Origin of the sequence: Massilia sp. CCM 8734 (assembly GCF_011682155.1) — a bacterium.
GTDB classification, from domain to species: domain Bacteria; phylum Pseudomonadota; class Gammaproteobacteria; order Burkholderiales; family Burkholderiaceae_D; genus Telluria_A; species Telluria_A rubra.
On record NZ_WHJI01000042.1, the window covers coordinates 18,377 to 36,490 of the forward strand.

Sequence of the window (18,114 nt, forward strand, 5' to 3'; positions counted from 1 at the left end):
GCTTGTGGATGGGCAGTGAGCGGCCAGCCCCGGCGCACGGTAAAATGCCGGCACCCGCACCAACCCGAGCACTCCATGTCCCAGAAACTGCTGTATGCCTTAGGTCGTCCCCTGCTGTTCACCCTCAAGCCCGAGACGGCGCACAATGTCACCCTGCCCTTCCTGCGTAGCGCGGCCGCGCTGGGCCTGACCGGCCTGTTAAGCAAACCCGCGCCCGATCCGCGCACCGTCATGGGCATTACCTTCCCCAACCCGGTCGGCCTGGCCGCGGGCCTGGACAAGGATGGCGCCTACATCGACGGCCTCTCAAGCCTCGGTTTCGGCTTTATCGAAGTCGGCACCGTCACGCCCAAGCCGCAGCCGGGCAATCCCAAGCCGCGCATTTTCCGCATTCCGGCCAAGCGCGCCGTGATCAACCGCATGGGCTTCAATAATGGCGGGGTCGATGCCTTCGTCGCCAACGTGCAGGCCTCGAAATTTTACCAGGACAAGCAGGGCGTGCTTGGCCTAAACATCGGCAAGAACGCCAGCACGCCGATCGAAAACGCGGTCGACGACTATCTGCACTGCCTCGAAAAAGTGTACCCATACGCCAGCTACGTGACGGTCAATATCTCCTCGCCGAATACCGCCAACCTGCGCCAGCTGCAGGGCGCGTCGGAACTGGACGCCCTGCTCGCGCGGCTCAAGGACGCGCAACTGCGCCTGGCCGACCAGCACAAGCGCTATGTGCCGCTGGCGCTCAAGATCGCGCCGGACGTCGACGGCGACCAGATCAAGGATATCGCCGGGGCCCTGCTGCGCCACAAGATCGACGGCGTCATCGCCACCAACACCACCCTCAGTCATCGCGAAGTCGAGCGCATGAAACACGGCCAGGAAACCGGCGGCGTCTCGGGCGACCCGGTGTTCGAGCTGTCGAACATCGTGATCCGCGCGCTGCGCCAGGAACTGGGCGACGCAGTGCCGATTATCGGCGTGGGCGGCATCATGCGCGGGGCCGACGCCAAAGAAAAAATCCATCTGGGCGCCTCGCTGGTACAGTTATATACCGGCCTGATTTACCAGGGACCGGGCCTGATCCGCGAATGCGCGCAGGCCCTTCGACCATAAGGAACGCACCATGATCAAGACCAGGCTCGGACGCACCCCGCTCGAAGTATCGAAAATCTGCCTCGGCACCATGACCTTCGGCGAGCAAAACAGCGAAACCGACGCGCACAGCCAGCTCGATTACGCGCTCGAGCGCGGCATCAATTTTGTCGACACCGCCGAAATGTATCCGGTCATGCCGCGTCCGCAGACGCAGGGCGACACCGAGCGCTTTATCGGCAGCTGGCTCAAAAAGAGCGGCCGGCGCGGCGAGATCATCCTGGCCACCAAGGCGGCCGGGCCGAATCCGAACCTGCACTGGGTGCGCGAAGGAAAGCAGAACCTCGATGCCGCCAGCCTGCGCGCGGCGGTGGAAGATAGCCTGCGGCGCCTGCAGACCGACCATATCGATTTATACCAATTGCATTGGCCGAGCCGGAATGTGCCGATCTTCGGCGCCACCGCGTTCGACCCGGCCCAAGAGCGCGCCGCCATTCCCGTCGAAGAAACCCTGGCCGGTCTGAAGGACCTGATCGACGCCGGCAAGGTCAAGCATGTCGGCTTGTCGAACGAGAGCGCGTGGGGCGTGAGCGAATTCGTCAAGCAGGCCGAGATGAACGGCCTGCCGCGTATTGCCAGCGTGCAGAACCTGTACAACCTGACCGCACGCAAGTTCGAGACCAGCCTGATGGACGAAACCTGCTTTCGCGAAGATGTGGGTTTGCTGGCCTACAGCCCGCTGGCGTTCGGCCAGTTGAGCGCGAAGTACCTGGACGACCCCAAGGCCAGTGGACGGTTGACGATTTTTCCGGCGTCGTGGAGCCCGCGTTACCTGCGCGCGCCGGTGCTGGCGGCGGTCAAGGAATACGCGGCCCTGGCGCGCGCCAACGGCATGACGCCGGCGCAGATGGCGCTGGCGTGGTGTTACTCGCGCTGGTTCGTGGCCTCGACCATCATCGGGGCGACCAGCCTGGCGCAGCTGAAGGAAAATATCGACGCCATGTCGGTGACGCTGGCGCCGGAAGTAGTCGCTGAAATCGACGCGATCCACGCGCGCATTACCAACCCGGGCGCATAAACCGGGGGGCGGGTGGCGGCCATCGGCCGCCGCCTGCACCTTCACACGGTTTTCACATCCGATGGCTTACCTTGGGGTCTTTCCACTTCTGCAAGGATGCCCCATGAAATCGCTGTTCCCGCTCATCGTTTTTTTCTGCGCGTCGATTCCCGCCACGGCGCAGGAACAGCGGCTGGTCCATCAGGACGTGAAGCGAAAATTCATTGTCTACACGCCCGCCTCGTACGCCACCAATCCGCAACAGCAGTTCCCGCTCGTAATCAACTACCACGGCGGCGGCATGACCATGCGCGAACAGATGCTCTACACGCGGATGAACCAGACCGCCGAGCGCGAAAACTTTATCGTGGTGTACCCGCAGGGCATCAAGCAAGACTGGAACGTCAACCTGGAGCGCGACAGCAAGGAGAGCAGCGACGATATCGGTTTTACCGAAGCGATGCTCGCCAGGCTGAAGGTGGACTACCGCATCGACCAGCGCCGCGTGTACGCCACCGGCCTGTCGCGCGGCGGCTTTTTCAGCTTGCGGGTGGCCACCGAACTGCCCCATCTTTTTGCGGCGGTGGCTGTAGTGGGCGCGGCGACGCCGCAAACGGTCATCGACCAGCATGCGAAACCGGCCAGGATCGGGGTCATGCACATCGCCGGCACGGCCGACACGATCGTCGCATTCGAGGGCAAGGCCGGTCATTATCTCTCCGCCGGCGAGTCGCACCGCTACTGGCTCAAAAACAGCGGAGTCGATGGCGCTCCCGCGAGCGAGCGCACGGCCGATAGCGACAAGCGTGACGACACCGAGGTGACGCACCAGGAACAAAGCCGCGACGGTATCAGCGTGGCGCTGGTCACTGTGAGGAACGGCGGCCATACCTGGCCCGGTGCCGACGCCTTCAACGTCGGCCTGCCGCTAGGCAGGACCAGCCGCGATATCGATGCCAATGCCGTCATCTGGGAATTCCTGGGCAAGCACCGCAAATAGGCGCCGCGCCTGCGGGAGGGCCGGACCCTACGCGGCCAATATCGCGATCTGGCGCAGCCCGCGCGAAAAACTGGTGCTGCTCGGATTTTCCACGAACACGCACTGCTTGCCGGTGCGCTTGCAGTGCTCCTTCACGCGCCAGTAGGCATTGTGGCTGATACAGCCGGTCTGGCAAATCACCAGGTCGGCCGCCGCCAGGTTGGCGTCCAGCAGATCGGCGCCGTGCTCCTGTCCACCGTCATGGTGCGCGAACCTGGCCCCCGCCTCCTCCGTCATGCAGCGGTAACTGGCCACGCTGGCGCTCCTGCCGCCCACGCACAGCAAGGTCTTGTCGACCAGCTGCGCGGCGGCGATGGCCTCGGCTGCGTCTTCCTCGCACACCGGCGCGTCGACCGGCCGCGCCGCCTGCAAGGCGTCGAGCTGGCGCGTGGACGCCGCCAGTTGCTGGCGCAGCTGCGCCAGCTGCGCATCGCGCGCATTCAAACGCTGCGCCGCATCATCGAGCTTTTGCTTGAGCCGCGTGCGCGCTTCCAGGTCCGGCACCGAGGCCGCCAGCTCCGCCATGTCGGCCTGCAAAAATGCGACCTTGCTCTCGCGCGCCACCAGCTCGGCGCGCGCGGTCATCAACTGCGCCTGCACCTGTTCCAGCTCGCGCGCCTTGTCGGCCAGCGTGCGCACGTGGCGCTGCTGCGATTGCGCCAGTTCGGCCGCCAGCGCGGCATTTTCTTCCTGCAGTTCGAGGTAGTGCGCGTGGTCGATGCGCGTGTTGGCGCCGGCCTGGTGCTGGATCATGTGCATCTCGCGCAGCACCGTGTCCTGCACCAAAAAGTCGCTGCGCGGGTGCGTCAGCGCGGCCCAGAAGGCCCCGGCCACGTCGCCCTGCGCGATCGCCTGGCGCCACAGCAGCATGACGGCGTCGCCGCTGCGCGCATCCTTGAAACGCAGCAGCACCAGCGCGTAACGCTGGTCGAGCGCATCCTGCAGCAGGTTCGAGATGCGGTTGCGGTTGGCGCATTCGGCCACCGCGCCGACGTGGATTTCGTAGTCGTCGGCCAGGGCCTGGCCGCGCACGCCCTTGTTCACCAGTTTGCGCAGCACCCCGAGCGGCAGGCACACGCCGATCACCGGGCAGTGGGTATTGGCCGGCAGCTCCCACAAGCGCTGGCGGCGCGACGACGCGGTGCGCGAAGCGGCTTCGCCGTCAGGAGGGAAGAACCGCGCGAGCGGCTTTTTGGCATCGTGGTCGCACATACGCTTCTCCTTAATGCAGCTTGGGGCCGTGGCGCGCTTCGTCGATGACGGCGGCAGCGGCGGCGGCGGCGTTGGACTGGGCTACGTGATCGAGCCGCGCCTGGGCGTCACCGACCATGCTTGAGAGCGCGCGGAACGCTTCCGGCGTGAAGCGCACCGAGACGTGGTTCAGCGACAGGTGCAGCACACTGCATTCGGGGCAGATGCTGACGTGGCCGATGGTGCTGTCGGCGATCGTCACATGCTGGCAAGGTTCGCTTGGATTCTGTGGATGTTTGCTCGACACGATGCTTCCTTGACGGTATGCAGTGGCTGGCAACGGCGGCGGGCTATGCGTGGGTGGATGGCTTGCTGAAATCAAGTATAAACGAGAATCATTCGCATTTGCAAGCAATCACTCACCCCGCTTGACTTTCGCGCGGCGCGTCGGCGTCGAGCGCGCGTTCGATATCGGCGCGCGAGACATCCGGCGCAAACTGTTCGATGAAGTGATACGCATACGCGCGCAGATAGGCGCCGCGCCGCACCGCCAGGCGCGTCACGTTGGCCGCGAACAGGTGCGACGCTTCCACCGCGCGCAGCCCCTTGTCGCGCCCATGGTCGAACGCCATCGAGGCCACGATCCCCACGCCCATCCCCAGGCTCACGTACTGCTTGATGACGTCCGAATCCATCGCGGTGAGCACGATGTCGGGGCGCACTGCGGCCTTGGCGAACGCCGCGTCGATATGCCCGCGCCCCGTGAAGCCCACGTCGTAGGTAATGAGCGGATAGTCGGCCAGGTCTTCCAGCCGGATTGGCGAGCAGCCAAGCAGCGGATGAGCGTCCGGCACCACGATCAGGTGGCTCCAGCGGTAGCACGGGAACGACACCAGGTCCGGAAACTGCGACAGGCCTTCGGTGGCGATGCCGATATCGGCCTTGCCCGACAAAACCCACTCGGCGATATGATCGGGAGCGCTCTGCTGCAGTGCGATGCGCACTTCGGGGAAGTCCTTGCGGAACGACTGCACCACTTTCGGCAGCGCATAGCGCGCCTGCGTGTGGGTGGCGGCAATGGTCAGAGTGCCGCTGTTCTTGCCGGCGTATTCCATGCTGGCCTGCTGCAGGTTCTCGGCTTCGACCAGCAGGCGGTCGATGATCTTCAGGATGCCCTTGCCCGGATCGGTCAAGCCGGTCAGGCGCTTGCCGTTACGCTCGAAGATCACCACCCCAAGTTCGTCTTCGAGCTCGCGGATCTGGCGGCTCACGCCCGGCTGCGACGTGAACAAGGCATTGGCCACCTCGGTCAGGTTGTAGCCGCGCCGGGCCGCTTCGCGGATGGACCGCAGTTGTTGGAAATTCATATCGCCGCTCCCTGATCGACAAACACCTGCATCCGGCGCGGACGCACCACCAGCGTTTCGCCTTCCTTCAACGCCAACTGCCGATAGCGCTCGTTGGGAATGACCGCTTCGATCAATTCGGCGTTGTCGGCGCGCTCAAGATCGAGCTGCGCCAGCGGACCGATCGCATGCGCGCGGCGCAGCTTGACGACGATGCCGTCCGCGCCCGGCGTGTAGCGGTCGATATCGAGATCGTGCGGGCGCACGTAGGCGGTGCCCTGCCCGTTGCTGGCCGAGGCATGCTCCGGCACCGAAAAACTGGCGTCGCCGCTGGCCATGACGCCGTCGTTCACGCGCCCGTGGAACAAGTTCACATTGCCCAGGAAGCCGTACACGAAGGGCGACGCCGGGTTGTTGTAGACCTGCTCGGGAGAGCCCAACTGCTCGACCCGGCCCTTGTTCATCAGGACCACCTGGTCCGACACTTCCAGCGCTTCTTCCTGGTCGTGTGTCACAAAAATGCTGGTCACGTGCAGGTCGTCGTGCAGGCGGCGCAGCCAGCGCCGCAATTCCTTGCGCACCTTGGCGTCGAGCGCGCCGAACGGCTCGTCGAGCAGCAGCACGCGCGGTTCGACCGCCAGTGCGCGCGCCAGGGCGATGCGCTGGCGCTGGCCGCCCGACAGTTGCGGCGGATGGCGGTCGGCCAGCCAGTCGAGCTGCACCAGTTCGAGCAGTTGCTGCACCTTGTGGCGGATCTGCTGTTCGTTCGGCCTATCCTTGCGCGGCTTGACGCGCAAGCCGAAAGCGACGTTCTCGAACACGGTCATGTGCTTGAACAGCGCGTAATGCTGGAACACAAAGCCGACCTGGCGTTCGCGCACGTGGCGGCCGGACGCATCCTGGCCATCGAGCAGCACCTGCCCGCTGTCCGGATGCTCCAGCCCCGCGATGATGCGCAGCAGCGTGGTCTTGCCGCAGCCCGATGGGCCGAGCAGCGCGGTCAGTTCGCCCGAGGGGAACTGCAGCGAAACGTTGTCGAGGGCGACAAAATCGCCGAACCGCTTGTTGATATTCCTCACTTCGATCGTCATGATCCGTACTCCATGTTGCGGTCTGCGGCGTGCAGCGCGTGCGTTTCGCGCAGCCGCCATTCGACAAAGGTTTTGATCGCCAGGGTCACCAGCGCCAGCAATGCCAGCAGCGAGGCGACGGCAAAGGCGGCCGCGAAGTTGTATTCGTTATAGAGAATTTCGACGTGCAGCGGCATGGTGGTGGTCTCGCCGCGGATGTGGCCCGACACCACCGACACCGCGCCAAATTCGCCCATCGCCCGCGCGTTACACAAAATCACGCCGTACAGCAGGCCCCATTTGATGTTCGGCAGGGTCACGCGCCAGAACGTGGCCCAGCCCGAGGCGCCCAGCACCAGCGCGGCTTCTTCTTCCTCGTTACCCTGCGACTGCATCAGCGGAATCAGTTCGCGCGCCACGAAGGGGAAGGTGATGAACACCGTCGCCAGCACGATGCCCGGCACCGCGAACAGGATCTTGATGTCATGCCTGGCCAGCCACTCGCCGAACCAGCCCTGGGCGCCGAACATGAGCACATAGATCAAACCGGCGATCACCGGCGAGACCGAGAACGGCAGGTCGATCAAGGTGAGCAGGATCGACTTGCCCCGGAATTCGAACTTGGCGATGCACCACGCCGCGCATACGCCGAACACCAGGTTGAACGGCACCGAGATGAAGGCGGCGATCAGGGTCAGCTTGATGGCGGCCACCGCATCCGGATCGATAATCGCCGCCACATAGGTTTCGGCGCCCTTCTTGAACGCTTCCGCAAACACGGCGGCCAGTGGGATGAACAGGAACAGGGTCAGGAAGACCAGGGCGATGAGTTTGAGCAGCGCGCTGACCCAGACCGGTTCCAGCGGGTGCGAGCGGCGCAGGAACAGTTCCCGGAACGAGCGGCGCGCACGGCCGGTAGCGGGCGTCGCCGCCTGGTTAATCGCAGTGCTCACTTTTTACCGGTCCTGGCGCGTGTCCACGCCTGTAGCAGATTGATGGCCAACAGCAGCGCGAACGAGGCCACCAGCATCACCACGGCAATCGCGGTGGCGCCGGCGTAGTTGTACGCTTCGAGCTTGATGTAGATGAGGAGCGGCGTGATTTCGGAGATCATTGGCTGGTTGCCGGCGATGAAAATGACCGAGCCGAATTCGCCGGTGGCGCGCGCGAACGAGAGCGCAAAACCGGTCACCAGGGCCGGCATCACGGCCGGGAACACCACGCGGGTGAAGGTTTGCCAGGCGTTGGCGCCAAGGCTGGCGGCGGCTTCTTCGAGTTCTTTTTCCAGGTCTTCCAGCACCGGCTGCACCGTGCGCACCACGAAGGGCAAGCCGATGAAGGTGAGCGCCACCACCACGCCGAACGGCGTGTACGAGACCTTGATACCAAGCTCGGTGAAGTATTTGCCGATCCAGCCGTTGGTCGAGTACAGCGCGGTGAGCGTGATGCCGGCCACCGCGGTGGGCAGCGCGAACGGCAGGTCGACCAGCGCATCCATGATGCGCTTGCCCGGGAATTCATAACGCACCAGCACCCACGCGACAATGCCGCCAAAGAAGGTGTTAATCAGCGCCGCGATAAAGGAAGCGCCGAAGCTGAGGCGGTAGGAGGCGATCGCCTGTTCCGACGCCACCACTTCCCAGAACGCCGGCCAGGTCATGCTGAAGGTCTTGAGGAACACCGACGACAGTGGAATGAGGACGATCAGGCACAGGTAAAACACGGTGAAGCCGAGCGTCAGGCCAAATCCGGGCAAGACCCGGCGCGGGGTCTTGACGTAGCACCAGCGGAAAAGCCAGTCGGAGCCCGGAAAGATCCGGGGCGGCTTGTCGCTGGGAAGCGAAGGGGACATGGGGGCCTCTTATTACAAATTCGTCTAATAAGCGGCAATAATCGCATCAGAACCACATAACGCAAACGAAGCATTTCTTATTTGTATAGATCGATATGCTATTAAGATTGCGCCGAGCGCGCGGCTGCGGATGACTTGAGCGGGCGCAAACGCGGGCTTGAACGGCTGAACCCGGCTCGTCCCGGCGCTGTCTGACATGCAGCGATCAGGAGGAAACATGCACAACCATGAACGTTTGCAGGGAAGTAGCGGCGCGCCGGACAGTTGCCGGGCAGCGCAAGCGGACGCGATGCTCAGCGTCAGCGTGCCGCCGGGGCTGCGCGCCATCTTCCACGTCTGGGCGCAGGAGTGCGATCCGGCGCCGATGCTGCCGCGCGGCGGCGACACGCAGGCGCTGGTGGCGGCCTACGTGCGCCTTGGCGCGGCGGACGGGGCCACGCCGGTCGAGCGCGAACTGCTGGTGCGGGTGTACGTGAATGCGGCGCTCAATTGCGAGTTTGCGCTGTGGACCGAACTGCGCCATGAAGCGGCGACGGTGCTGCGCTGGCTGGCGCCGATCGTGGTCGCCGACCCGTTTCTGCGCGCGCGCGTGGCGCAGGTGTGGCCGAGCCGGCCCTGAGCGCAGCTGGTTTTAACGGAGTTTAATAGACCAGCTTGACCGCCACCAAGGTGAGAGTGGTTGCCAGCAAGCCGCGCAAAAAGCCTTCCGGCACCGATTTGGCGATCCAGGAACCGAGGGTGATGCCTGGCAGCGAGCCGATCAGCAGCATGGCGAGCAAGGCCCAGTCGATCGAGCCGAGCCACCAGTGGCCGAAGGCGGCAATCGCGGTCAGCGGCACGGCGTAGGCGATGTCGGTGCCGGCCACTTCTGCCGGCGTCATGCGCGGGTACAGCATGACCAGCAAGGTCGCACCGATGGCGCCGGCGCCGATCGAGGAGACCGTGACCAGCACGCCCAGCAGCGCGCCGGAGACAATGGTGGCGGCCGCCAGCGCCCTGCCCTGCAACTGACGCTCGGGCCTGGCGTTGATCCAGGCCAGCATCTTGCCTCGGAACAGCAGCGCAATCACGGTCAGCATGACCGAGCCGGCGATGGAGTAACGGATGATCTGGCCGATTTCCTTGTCGAGCGTGCCGAATTGCTTGAGGGCGAAGGTGGCGGCCACGGCGGCCGGCAAGGCGCCGAAACAGAGATGGCGCACGATATCCCAGCGCACGGTGCCGCGCAGGCGGTGGGTAAACGCACCGGCCGACTTGGTAATGGAGGCGAACGCAAGGTCGGTGCCGACGGCGACCGAGGGCGGCACGCCGAACAACAGCGTGAGCAGCGGTGTCATGAGGGACCCCCCGCCGACACCGGTCATGCCGACCAGCAGGCCGACGGCAAAACCTGAAACGATATACGTAAGTTGCATGAATGAGCCCCTAGAATACCTTCAGGGTATAGGGACTCAGCCGTGATTCAAACAACGGAAAGCTTATTTGCTTATGCGTTTCAGGGTGGCGTGGTGAAAATGGTAATGCCGGGGAGTCCTTTCCGCCACTGGCGGCAAGGACGCCCCTGGCACGGCAGCTTACTTGTTCGGCTGCGGCGTCACCCGCAGATACGCGCGTTCGGCGGTGTAGCCTTTCGGATACTTTTGCTTGATCAATTCCGGGTCCTGCACGCTCAGCGGGATAATCACATCGTCGCCATCGCGCCAGTTGCCGGGCGTGGCCACGGTGTAGGCATCGCTCAGTTGCAGAGCGTCGATGACGCGCAGCACTTCGTCGAAGTTGCGTCCGGTGCTCATCGGATAGGTGATCGACAGGCGGATCTTTTTCTTCGGATCGATCACGAACAGCGAGCGCACCGTGGCCGTGGCCGACTGTTCCGGGTGGATCATGTCGTACAGGGCGGCCACTTTCTTGTCGGCATCGGCGATGATCGGAAAGCCGACCACGGTTTTTTGCGTCTCTTCAATGTCCTTGATCCAGGTTTTGTGCAGGTCGGCCGGATCGACCGACAGCGCAATGGCTTTCACGTTGCGCTTGTCGAATTCAGGCTTGAGCTTGGCGGTCAGGCCGAGCTCGGTGGTGCAGACGGGCGTGAAATCGGCCGGGTGCGAAAACAGCACCACCCACGAGTCGCCAGCCCATTCGTGAAACTTGATCGTTCCCAGCGAAGAATCCTGCTCGAAATCGGGAGCGGTATCGCCCAAACGTAAACTCATTGTGATCTCCAATCGTTCATCGAAAGTTGTTCGAAAGTTGTTCGAAAATTATAAGCGGATGTCAATCATGCCGAAAAGGCCAGCGTCCTATTGTGCGCCAATTCGCCCAGGCGCTGCAAATAGTTGTAACCGGCCGGCCAGTCGCCCAGGCCGGAGTCGGCATTGATGTGTCCCAGCCGGCCCTGCTCGATCAGCTCGCTGCCCCAGCGGCGCGCCCACAAGGCCGCGTGCGGCGCGCTCATCCACGGATCGTTGGCGCTACTGACCAATATGCTAGGGCAATCGAGCGACAGCGCGGGCAGGCGCTCGGCCACACCGAATCTGTCGGGATCGGCCGGCGCGACCAGCAGGGCGCCGGCCACGCCGTCGCTGCTGCGGGCGATGCTGTGCACCGCTGTCAGGCAGCCGAAACTGTGCGCCACCAGCAGCGCGGGACGCGGATCGGATCGGCGCACCTGGTCCAGCCGCGCCGCCCAGGCCGCCAGGTCGGGCTGGTCGAAATCATCCTGGCGCACGCGCACGAATTCCGGGTGCAGGCGCTGCCAGCGCGACTGCCAATGACCCGGTCCGCTGTCATGCAGTCCACTGACCACGATTACTTGAAAATGGGGAAAGAGTTCCGTCATGGCGCCACCTCCTGGAACACCAGAATACGGCCCGCTGCGGCGAAAGCGAAGGAATCGTTTCGCGGTTCGATATGCGGCCCGCGCATAAGGCGGGCCAATATCAATCGATCAGTGGACTTAAGTAATCGCCAGATTTTTCTTGTCAAATTCTGATCTATAACGTCGAGGGGCGGCACACCGGCCGGCCGCCGAAGCTGTCCGACGAGGAGCGGCGCCAGCTCGGCGATCTGACGCGCGATGCGGGCGGGACAGCCAGGACACTGCAGCGGCAATGGGAAGACGCGAAGCATAGCCGCTCAGCCGCAACAGCATCAAAGAATATCTGAAGCGCATGGCGTTTCGCTACAAGCGTTGCCGCCTTAGTTTGAAGGACAAGCGCGACTTTTGGCGCAAGTTCGCTCACCTTACCGCCAGCGCACTGCTCGACGAGGTTAATTCCATCACGGCAAATTATGGGACGGAATTTACAATAAATTTCCGGTGACTACTTAGAGCCACCCCTTTCAAGGTCCTCATACGATCCGCCCCTCCTTCAGAACCCGTGCAGTGGATACGTGTTTGCGCGCTTCGGCACCAGACACGTACCCCGACTTCGGTACTTGCGGCCCGCGTTTGTGTTTGCGTAGTCTTTTTGGGTCAGCACGTGCCGCCACTTGCAGCAACAAGTCCGCCAACTGGCGGGCATCAAGGTTGTCGTAAGCGCGCCAATCACTGCTGGGAAGGGCGATCATCATGCCCTCATAGGCTGCCTTCACCTCCAGTGCGAGGTAGAAGGCCGATAGTTCGATCTCGCCGCCCGGCTCCAGTTGGTGACGGATCATGATGGCGCGTTCGAGCACTGCGAGCACGTTATGCGCCAGCACGGCGACGCCAAACGCGAGCAATGCGGCGCGCGGGTGACCCAGCGTTGCCACTTCACTGTTCAGGGCCGACTCCAGGCGCTGGAACATGTTGTCGATACGCCAGCGCCTACGGTAGAGAGAGGCGATATATTCGGCGCTAAACCTCGACTCGGGCAGGTTGCTCAGCAACCGGATCACTGTATCGCCGTCATCGGTGGGTCGGTCCAGTTGCACCTCAATGCGGCGCAACAACAGTTGCCCGTCTTCCTCCGTGCCGATGCTCACCGGCTGTTCGGAGACCAGGCCGGTGTCGACGCGTCCGCAGACATGCGGCGCGTCGCAAGCGGTGGGGTTAGGCGTGCGGCCATGCTCGCGTACGATGAAGGCGCTACCGCGTCGATGCCAGCCGGCCAGGATGGATCTGGTGCTAAAGTTACGATCAGCGATCCACAGTTCGCCCGACTGCGCGCGCTCGAGGATCGGCGCCATGCAGGCGCGCTCCTGTGCATGCGCATCCTCACAAGGCAGCAAATCGATCACCAGGCCGCTATCGGGGTCATACACCACCAGCGAATGTCCCGGCAAGGCCGCGCTGCGGAACTGGCGCAGCGGCTTGAGCCGCTTCTCGCTCGCCGGCAAATGGCTGCCGTCGACGATGCGCAGGCGGTAGCCTGGCTACGGTCGCCGCGGGGGTTGGCTGCATCGCGTCCAATACCGGGCTGAGGCGGTCTTGGCTACCTTGAATCAACGCCCGCATCACACCGAGATCTGCATGGTTGATCTTGTCGTACAGGGCCGTGATCGACACCGGCAGATTCACATAGGCTTTGGCCGCCGCGTGTAACGACGGGCGCAGGCCCATCGCCACCACAGACATAATCTCCATGATCGTCGAAAACAATAATTCGCGCGTATATTGCGACTGGCGATACTGTTCGAACACGGTATCGATCCAGTTCTGGTCCAATGCGCGCTGTATGGCCAACCTCGCCATTACGGGAACAGGTGCCCGTTCGGCGAAACGGGCCATCACCTCATCCATCACCATGATATTACCCCTGAACATGTCTAAAAGCGCATTAGACATGTCAGACTCAGGTTAGTGCCGGGTGGACCTTGAAAGGGGTGCTACTTAGAGCCTATCTTAGTAGAAGCGGTTGAACAGTACCACCGCCCACGAGGCCACGGCAATCATGACCGCCAGCATCACGGCGGCGCTGCCAAAATCCTTGGCATTCTTCGACAGCGGATGGCGTTCGAGCGAGACGCGGTCGACCACGGCTTCGATGGCCGAGTTGATCAGTTCGACGATGAGCACCAGCACCAGCACGGCAATCAGGAACAGTTTCTGGAAGGAAGAAATTGGCAACAGCAGGGCGATGACGGTGCCGATAACGACCAGGAACAGTTCCTGGCGGAAGGCATGCTCGCTTGCCCAGGCCGATTTGAAGCCATCGATCGAATAGCCGGTCGCCGCCACGATGCGTTGGAGGCCGCTTTTGCTCTTGAATTCACTGACAGGCTCGGTCATGGAGTCTCTTCAAAAAAACAGGTAAAACGCATTATGCCCCGCCCCGCCGCCGCTGCGCCATCTTTGCCGCGCCGCAAAGGGAAATTGCCAATCCTTTTCACATTGTGGTATAAAGTACGGACATATACTGCACTGCACCAACCACATCATGAAAATCGACACCGTTGAAGCGCCCAAAACCTCGATCCAGGTCATCGAGCGCATGGTGGCCTTGCTCGACGCGCTGGCCAACTATACCGATCCGGTCAGCCTGAAAGAATTGTCCAAGGTGTCCGGATTGCATCCATCGACTGCGCACCGGATCCTGAACGACATGGTCATCACGCGCTTCGTGGACCGGGTGGAACCCGGCACTTACCGTCTCGGCATGCGTTTGCTGGAGCTGGGCAATGTGGTGAAAAGCCGGCTGTCGGTGCGCGAAGCGGCGCTCGACTACATGCGCTCGCTGCACAAGAAGACCCAGCAGACCATCAATCTGTCGGTGCGCCAGGGCGACGAGATTGTGTACATCGACCGCGCGTTTTCGGAGCGTTCCGGGATGCAGGTGGTGCGCGCCATCGGCGGACGCGGCCCGCTGCACCTGACCTCGACCGGCAAGCTGTTTTTGTCGGTGGATGAACCGAAGGCGATCCGGGCGTATGCCACGCGCACCGGGCTGGCCGGGCATAACAAGAATTCGATTACCGACCTGGGCAAGCTGGAACGCGAGCTGAGCGTGGTCAGGACGCGCGGTTACGCGCGCGATAACGAAGAGCTGGAACTAGGCGTGCGCTGCATGGCGGCGGGCATCCATGACGATTCGGGCAAGCTGATTGCCGGACTGTCGATTTCAGCGCCGGCCGATCGCTTGCAGGAAGAATGGCTGGAGGACCTGGTGAGCACGGCGAGCCAGATTTCGGCGACCCTGGGGTATACGGGACCGGCGGTTTAGTCTTTCGAACGCTTGCGCGATTCAAGCGCTTTCCTCAAAACCGTCATTCCCGCGCCAAGGCGGGAATCCAAGGCATCGTTGCTAAGCCACCGTACCGTGGATTCCCGCCGAGGGCCGCCTTGGCGCGGGAACGAAGTTGTGGCGCTATCAAGACAACCCCGGCGGGCGCAAGCCCTCCAGCCAGCGCCGCATCCGTCCCGCATCGGCGGTGCGCGATTGCTTGCCCTTCGAATCCAAAAACACCATGATCACCGCGCGGCCCTGGATCACGGTCTGCATCACCAGGCAGCGCCCCGCTTCGTTAATGAAGCCGGTCTTTTGCAAGCCGATATCCCAATCCGGCATCGCGACCAGATAGTTGGTATTGTTGTAATGCATCAGCCGGTCGCCCGCATCGACGGTCGATTTCGGATCGGTCGAATACTGGCGCAGCAGCGGCTGGTTGTACGCGAACATGGCCAGCTTGGCCAAATCGCGCGCGCTGGCCACATTGCGGCTCGACAGCCCGCTCGAATCGACATAGCGCGTATCGTTCATGCCCAGCTGGCGCGCCTTGGCATTCATGGCTTCGACAAACCCCGCCACGCCACCCGGATAATTGCGCGCCAGCGCAGCCGCCGCCCGGTTCTCCGAACTCATCAGCGAGATATGCAGCAAGTTGGCGCGCGTCATCCTGGAACCGACGCGCAGGCGCGAACTAGTGAATTTTTCGTGATCGACGTCGTCCTCGGTGATGGTGAGCACCTCGCCCATATCCTGCTGCGCTTCAACCACGATCAGGCCGGTCATCAACTTGGTGATCGAGGCGATCGGCAAGGCGATATTCGCGTTCTTTTCGAACAATACCTCGGCATTGTTCTGGTCGAGCACGAAAGCCACGTTGGATTTGAGGTCGAGCGGGTCGGACGTCTGGTTCAGGCCGGCACGGTCGCCGGCGCTCTGGCGCACCCGTTCGGGCATCGAGGCGGCAATGATCACGCGCTGGTACACGACCTTGCGCTTGCCGCGCACCATGACGGTACGGCGCACCATCGTGTTGCGGCTGTCGGCCACCACGCGGGGAGCGATTTCGCGCCGTTTGAAGCGCGGCTTGCCGACGGCCTGCTTCTTGATCTTGCCCGCACTGACCCCGGCCTTGGCTTTGGCCTTGACCTTGGCCTCGACCGGCGGGGTGAAAGCGAACAGCAGGGAGGCGATAGCGCCCAAGACAAACTTATACATCTGAATTCCTTTGAAGCGAGCTGACCTTTATATCGCTGAAGTCTAGCAAAGTACTCAGCAATCGCAAACGAATTTGACATTCGGAGGAAGTCTTGTGCCGGGCTACAACGTCGGTAGCCAGGGCGCTCCTTGCGTCCGTCACAGTGTACGCGTTTATTCCATGAAGCGAACAAAGCTTGCCACAGGTTCGCGCGCGGTCACCAGGGTGTTCTCGATCTTGCCCGGATCGGCGAAACCGAGCGCCATGCCGCACACCAGCATCTCGCTGGAGGGCAACTGGAGATGCTCGGCAATGACCTTGTGATACGGCGTAAACGCCGCCTGCGGACAGGTATCGAGCCCGCGCCCGCGCGCGGCGACCATGATGTTTTCAAGGAACATGCCGTAATCGAGCCAGGAGCCCTGCTCCAGCACCCGGTCGATGGTGAAAATCAGCCCCACGGGCGCATCGAAAAAGCGGTAGTTGCGGCCGAACTGGGCGTGCATGCCGGCCTTGTTGTCGCGCTCCAGGCCCAGCAGCGAATACAGGTCCAGGCCGACCTTGCGGCGTCGCTCGATGTAGGGCGAGGTCCATTCGCGCGGGTAATAGGGATACTCCTCCACATGCTGGCGGGCTAGTTCGGGATCGTTGTGGACCGCCAAAATGGCTTGCGACAAGCTCTCCTTGGCCTGGCCGGTCAGCACGGTGACCTTCCATGGCTGGATATTGGTGCCAGATGGCGCGCGCGCGCTCACCGCCAGGATCTGCTCGATATCTTCGCGCGCGACCGGGGTCGGCAGGAAGGCACGGATCGAACGGCGCGAGCTGATCGCGGCGTCCACGATGGTTTGTTCTTTGCTAACCAACATTGTTTCTCCTATTTTTTGACAACACACACCACACCGATGACCGCCACCAGCATCCCGGCCACGCCGAGCCAGCTGAAGGCTTCGCCGAACATCAGCCAGGCCATGACGGCCGTGGTCGGCGGCGTCAGGTACAGCAGGCTGGTCACCTGGGTCGCATCGCTGCGGCGGATTAACTGAAACAGCAGGAAGATGGCGCCGATCGAGAGCGCAAACACCGACCACATCCACGCGCCGATGAAACGCGGCGTCCACGTGATGCTGCTGAGCGACCAGTCGAGCCCTTCGAACAGCAGCGCGACCGGCAGCAGCACCGCCACGGTGGAGGCGAACTGGATGACGGTACCGGTGCGCAAATCGAAGCGCGGACAAAAATGTTTCTGGTACATCGTACCAGCGGTAATCGACAGCAGCGCCAGCACGCAAAAGCCGATCGCCAGCGACGACAGGCCGACCAGGGTGATCTTGGCATACACCACCAGCGCCACGCCGGTCAGGCCGAACAGCAGGCCCAACCACTGGCGCGGGCGCACCGTCTCGCCGATCAGGGGAGCGCAGGCGGCGGTGAGGATAGGTTGCATGCCGACAATCAGGGCGGTCACCCCCGCCGGCATGCCGAGCTTGATGGCGCACCAGACGCCGCCGAGGTAGCCCGCCTGCAACAGCAAGCCGGCCACGGCGATATGGCCGATGCTGCCTTTCGGCCACGGCGCTTTCCAGATCAGGACGATGGGCAGCAGCACCACCAGCACCGCCGCGCAGCGCAGCAGCAGGAAGGTCAGCGGTGGCGCGTACGGCAGGCCGAACTTGGCCACGATGAAGCCGGTACTCCACAACAGCACGAAAAACACGGGCATCGGCGAGAGCCAGGGCGCACTGTGGCGCGGCGCAACATTTTTAAACGTTTCGTTTGACATATATCAAGGGTTGCGCTCGACGTCAAACGTCAAGGCGCCGTATCAACAGGTTGGACAGCGCGAACCGCGAGTCTAGCATGGGCCTCATTGCCATGTTATCAAGGCCGGTTTTGTCTATGACAGCGTGGCCGCCGGCTGTCTGGAAACCGTGCCGCCGACTCTGTGCGGACCGGCTATTTCCATTGATCACGAGAGATTTGTGCACTGCACAAGATTCGCTTGACTCTGGTCGAGAAATCATTAAAATAGACTTTGTTGCGCTGCACAATCCTATTGTTCAGCCTTGGCTTGACAGATTTTTCTGCCTCACCGGTTCAACGCAGCATTTATCAACAATACT

Annotated in this window: 18 protein-coding genes and 1 pseudogene; 5 read left to right on the forward strand and 14 right to left on the reverse strand. The window is 62.7% G+C overall.

The genetic code is table 11. From position 1 onward, the window contains the following. The first annotated feature begins 75 nt into the window (after positions 1–75). From F2P46_RS28695 to F2P46_RS28705, 3 genes are all read left to right on the forward strand, one after another. Complete coding sequence (locus F2P46_RS28695) at positions 76–1,113, forward strand: quinone-dependent dihydroorotate dehydrogenase (RefSeq protein ID WP_166896693.1); 1,038 nt, start codon at positions 76–78, stop codon at positions 1,111–1,113. Positions 1,114–1,123: 10 nt separating this feature from the next. Then, positions 1,124–2,170, forward strand: a complete 1,047-nt coding sequence (locus F2P46_RS28700; RefSeq protein WP_166896696.1) for an aldo/keto reductase — start codon at positions 1,124–1,126, stop codon at positions 2,168–2,170. Between the two features lie 103 nt (positions 2,171–2,273). Beyond that, positions 2,274–3,149, forward strand: a complete 876-nt coding sequence (locus F2P46_RS28705; RefSeq protein ID WP_166896698.1) for a PHB depolymerase family esterase — start codon at positions 2,274–2,276, stop codon at positions 3,147–3,149. A 27-nt stretch (positions 3,150–3,176) separates the two neighbouring features. On the opposite strand, the gene F2P46_RS28710 is transcribed toward F2P46_RS28705, so the two are convergent. The 6 genes from F2P46_RS28710 to cysT all read right to left on the reverse strand — a co-directional run bounded on the left by F2P46_RS28710 (position 3,177) and on the right by cysT (position 8,647). After that, positions 3,177–4,400 (reverse strand): DUF2325 domain-containing protein, encoded by a 1,224-nt coding sequence (locus F2P46_RS28710; RefSeq protein ID WP_166896700.1) that lies wholly within the window; start codon positions 4,398–4,400, stop codon positions 3,177–3,179. A 10-nt stretch (positions 4,401–4,410) separates the two neighbouring features. Then, positions 4,411–4,686 carry a hypothetical protein gene (locus F2P46_RS28715; RefSeq protein WP_187362413.1) on the reverse strand — a complete coding sequence of 92 codons (276 nt, stop codon included), beginning with the start codon at positions 4,684–4,686 and terminating at the stop codon, positions 4,411–4,413. Between the two features lie 112 nt (positions 4,687–4,798). Further along, positions 4,799–5,746, reverse strand: coding sequence for a CysB family HTH-type transcriptional regulator (locus tag F2P46_RS28720; protein WP_166896702.1), 948 nt, complete (start codon positions 5,744–5,746; stop codon positions 4,799–4,801). After that, positions 5,743–6,816 carry a sulfate ABC transporter ATP-binding protein gene (locus F2P46_RS28725; RefSeq protein WP_166896704.1) on the reverse strand — a complete coding sequence of 358 codons (1,074 nt, stop codon included), beginning with the start codon at positions 6,814–6,816 and terminating at the stop codon, positions 5,743–5,745. The genes F2P46_RS28720 and F2P46_RS28725 overlap by 4 nt, the downstream gene beginning before the upstream one ends. Beyond that, positions 6,813–7,682, reverse strand: coding sequence for a sulfate ABC transporter permease subunit CysW (gene cysW, locus F2P46_RS28730; RefSeq protein WP_208296817.1), 870 nt, complete (start codon positions 7,680–7,682; stop codon positions 6,813–6,815). Before cysW ends, F2P46_RS28725 begins: the two co-directional genes overlap by 4 nt. 62 nt (positions 7,683–7,744) lie before the next feature. After that, entirely contained in the window at positions 7,745–8,647 is a 903-nt protein-coding gene (gene cysT / locus F2P46_RS28735) for a sulfate ABC transporter permease subunit CysT (protein WP_166896706.1), read from the reverse strand. Positions 8,648–8,864: 217 nt separating this feature from the next. Between cysT and F2P46_RS28740 the strand changes: the two genes are divergently transcribed. Beyond that, positions 8,865–9,266 carry a hypothetical protein gene (locus F2P46_RS28740; RefSeq protein WP_166896708.1) on the forward strand — a complete coding sequence of 134 codons (402 nt, stop codon included), beginning with the start codon at positions 8,865–8,867 and terminating at the stop codon, positions 9,264–9,266. Positions 9,267–9,288: 22 nt separating this feature from the next. Here the strand turns inward: F2P46_RS28740 and F2P46_RS28745 are convergent, their stop codons facing one another. From F2P46_RS28745 to F2P46_RS28765, 5 genes and pseudogenes are all read right to left on the reverse strand, one after another. Beyond that, positions 9,289–10,062 carry a sulfite exporter TauE/SafE family protein gene (locus F2P46_RS28745; protein WP_166896710.1) on the reverse strand — a complete coding sequence of 258 codons (774 nt, stop codon included), beginning with the start codon at positions 10,060–10,062 and terminating at the stop codon, positions 9,289–9,291. A 159-nt stretch (positions 10,063–10,221) separates the two neighbouring features. Next, the gene (locus F2P46_RS28750; RefSeq protein ID WP_166896711.1) at positions 10,222–10,860 is read right to left on the reverse strand and encodes a peroxiredoxin; all 639 of its coding nucleotides are present in this window, start codon (positions 10,858–10,860) and stop codon (positions 10,222–10,224) included. A gap of 65 nt (positions 10,861–10,925) precedes the next feature. Then, positions 10,926–11,486, reverse strand: a complete 561-nt coding sequence (locus F2P46_RS28755; protein WP_166896713.1) for an alpha/beta hydrolase — start codon at positions 11,484–11,486, stop codon at positions 10,926–10,928. A 512-nt stretch (positions 11,487–11,998) separates the two neighbouring features. Continuing rightward, positions 11,999–13,322 (reverse strand): annotated as a pseudogene (locus tag F2P46_RS28760) (IS4 family transposase). Between the two features lie 150 nt (positions 13,323–13,472). Continuing rightward, the gene (locus F2P46_RS28765; protein WP_166896715.1) at positions 13,473–13,859 is read right to left on the reverse strand and encodes a diacylglycerol kinase; all 387 of its coding nucleotides are present in this window, start codon (positions 13,857–13,859) and stop codon (positions 13,473–13,475) included. Between the two features lie 148 nt (positions 13,860–14,007). Here F2P46_RS28765 and F2P46_RS28770 point away from each other — a divergent pair, with 148 nt between their 5' ends. Then, a complete protein-coding gene (locus F2P46_RS28770; protein WP_166896716.1) occupies positions 14,008–14,790 on the forward strand; it encodes an IclR family transcriptional regulator in 783 nt (260 codons plus the stop codon). Between the two features lie 147 nt (positions 14,791–14,937). On the opposite strand, the gene pbpG is transcribed toward F2P46_RS28770, so the two are convergent. The 3 genes from pbpG to F2P46_RS28785 form a co-directional block, all read right to left on the reverse strand. After that, positions 14,938–16,011 (reverse strand): D-alanyl-D-alanine endopeptidase, encoded by a 1,074-nt coding sequence (gene pbpG, locus F2P46_RS28775; protein ID WP_166896718.1) that lies wholly within the window; start codon positions 16,009–16,011, stop codon positions 14,938–14,940. A gap of 153 nt (positions 16,012–16,164) precedes the next feature. Beyond that, positions 16,165–16,860 carry a nitroreductase gene (locus tag F2P46_RS28780; RefSeq protein WP_166896720.1) on the reverse strand — a complete coding sequence of 232 codons (696 nt, stop codon included), beginning with the start codon at positions 16,858–16,860 and terminating at the stop codon, positions 16,165–16,167. 8 nt (positions 16,861–16,868) lie between these two features. Beyond that, positions 16,869–17,714, reverse strand: coding sequence for a DMT family transporter (locus F2P46_RS28785; RefSeq protein WP_229509503.1), 846 nt, complete (start codon positions 17,712–17,714; stop codon positions 16,869–16,871). Positions 17,715–18,114: the final 400 nt, after the last annotated feature.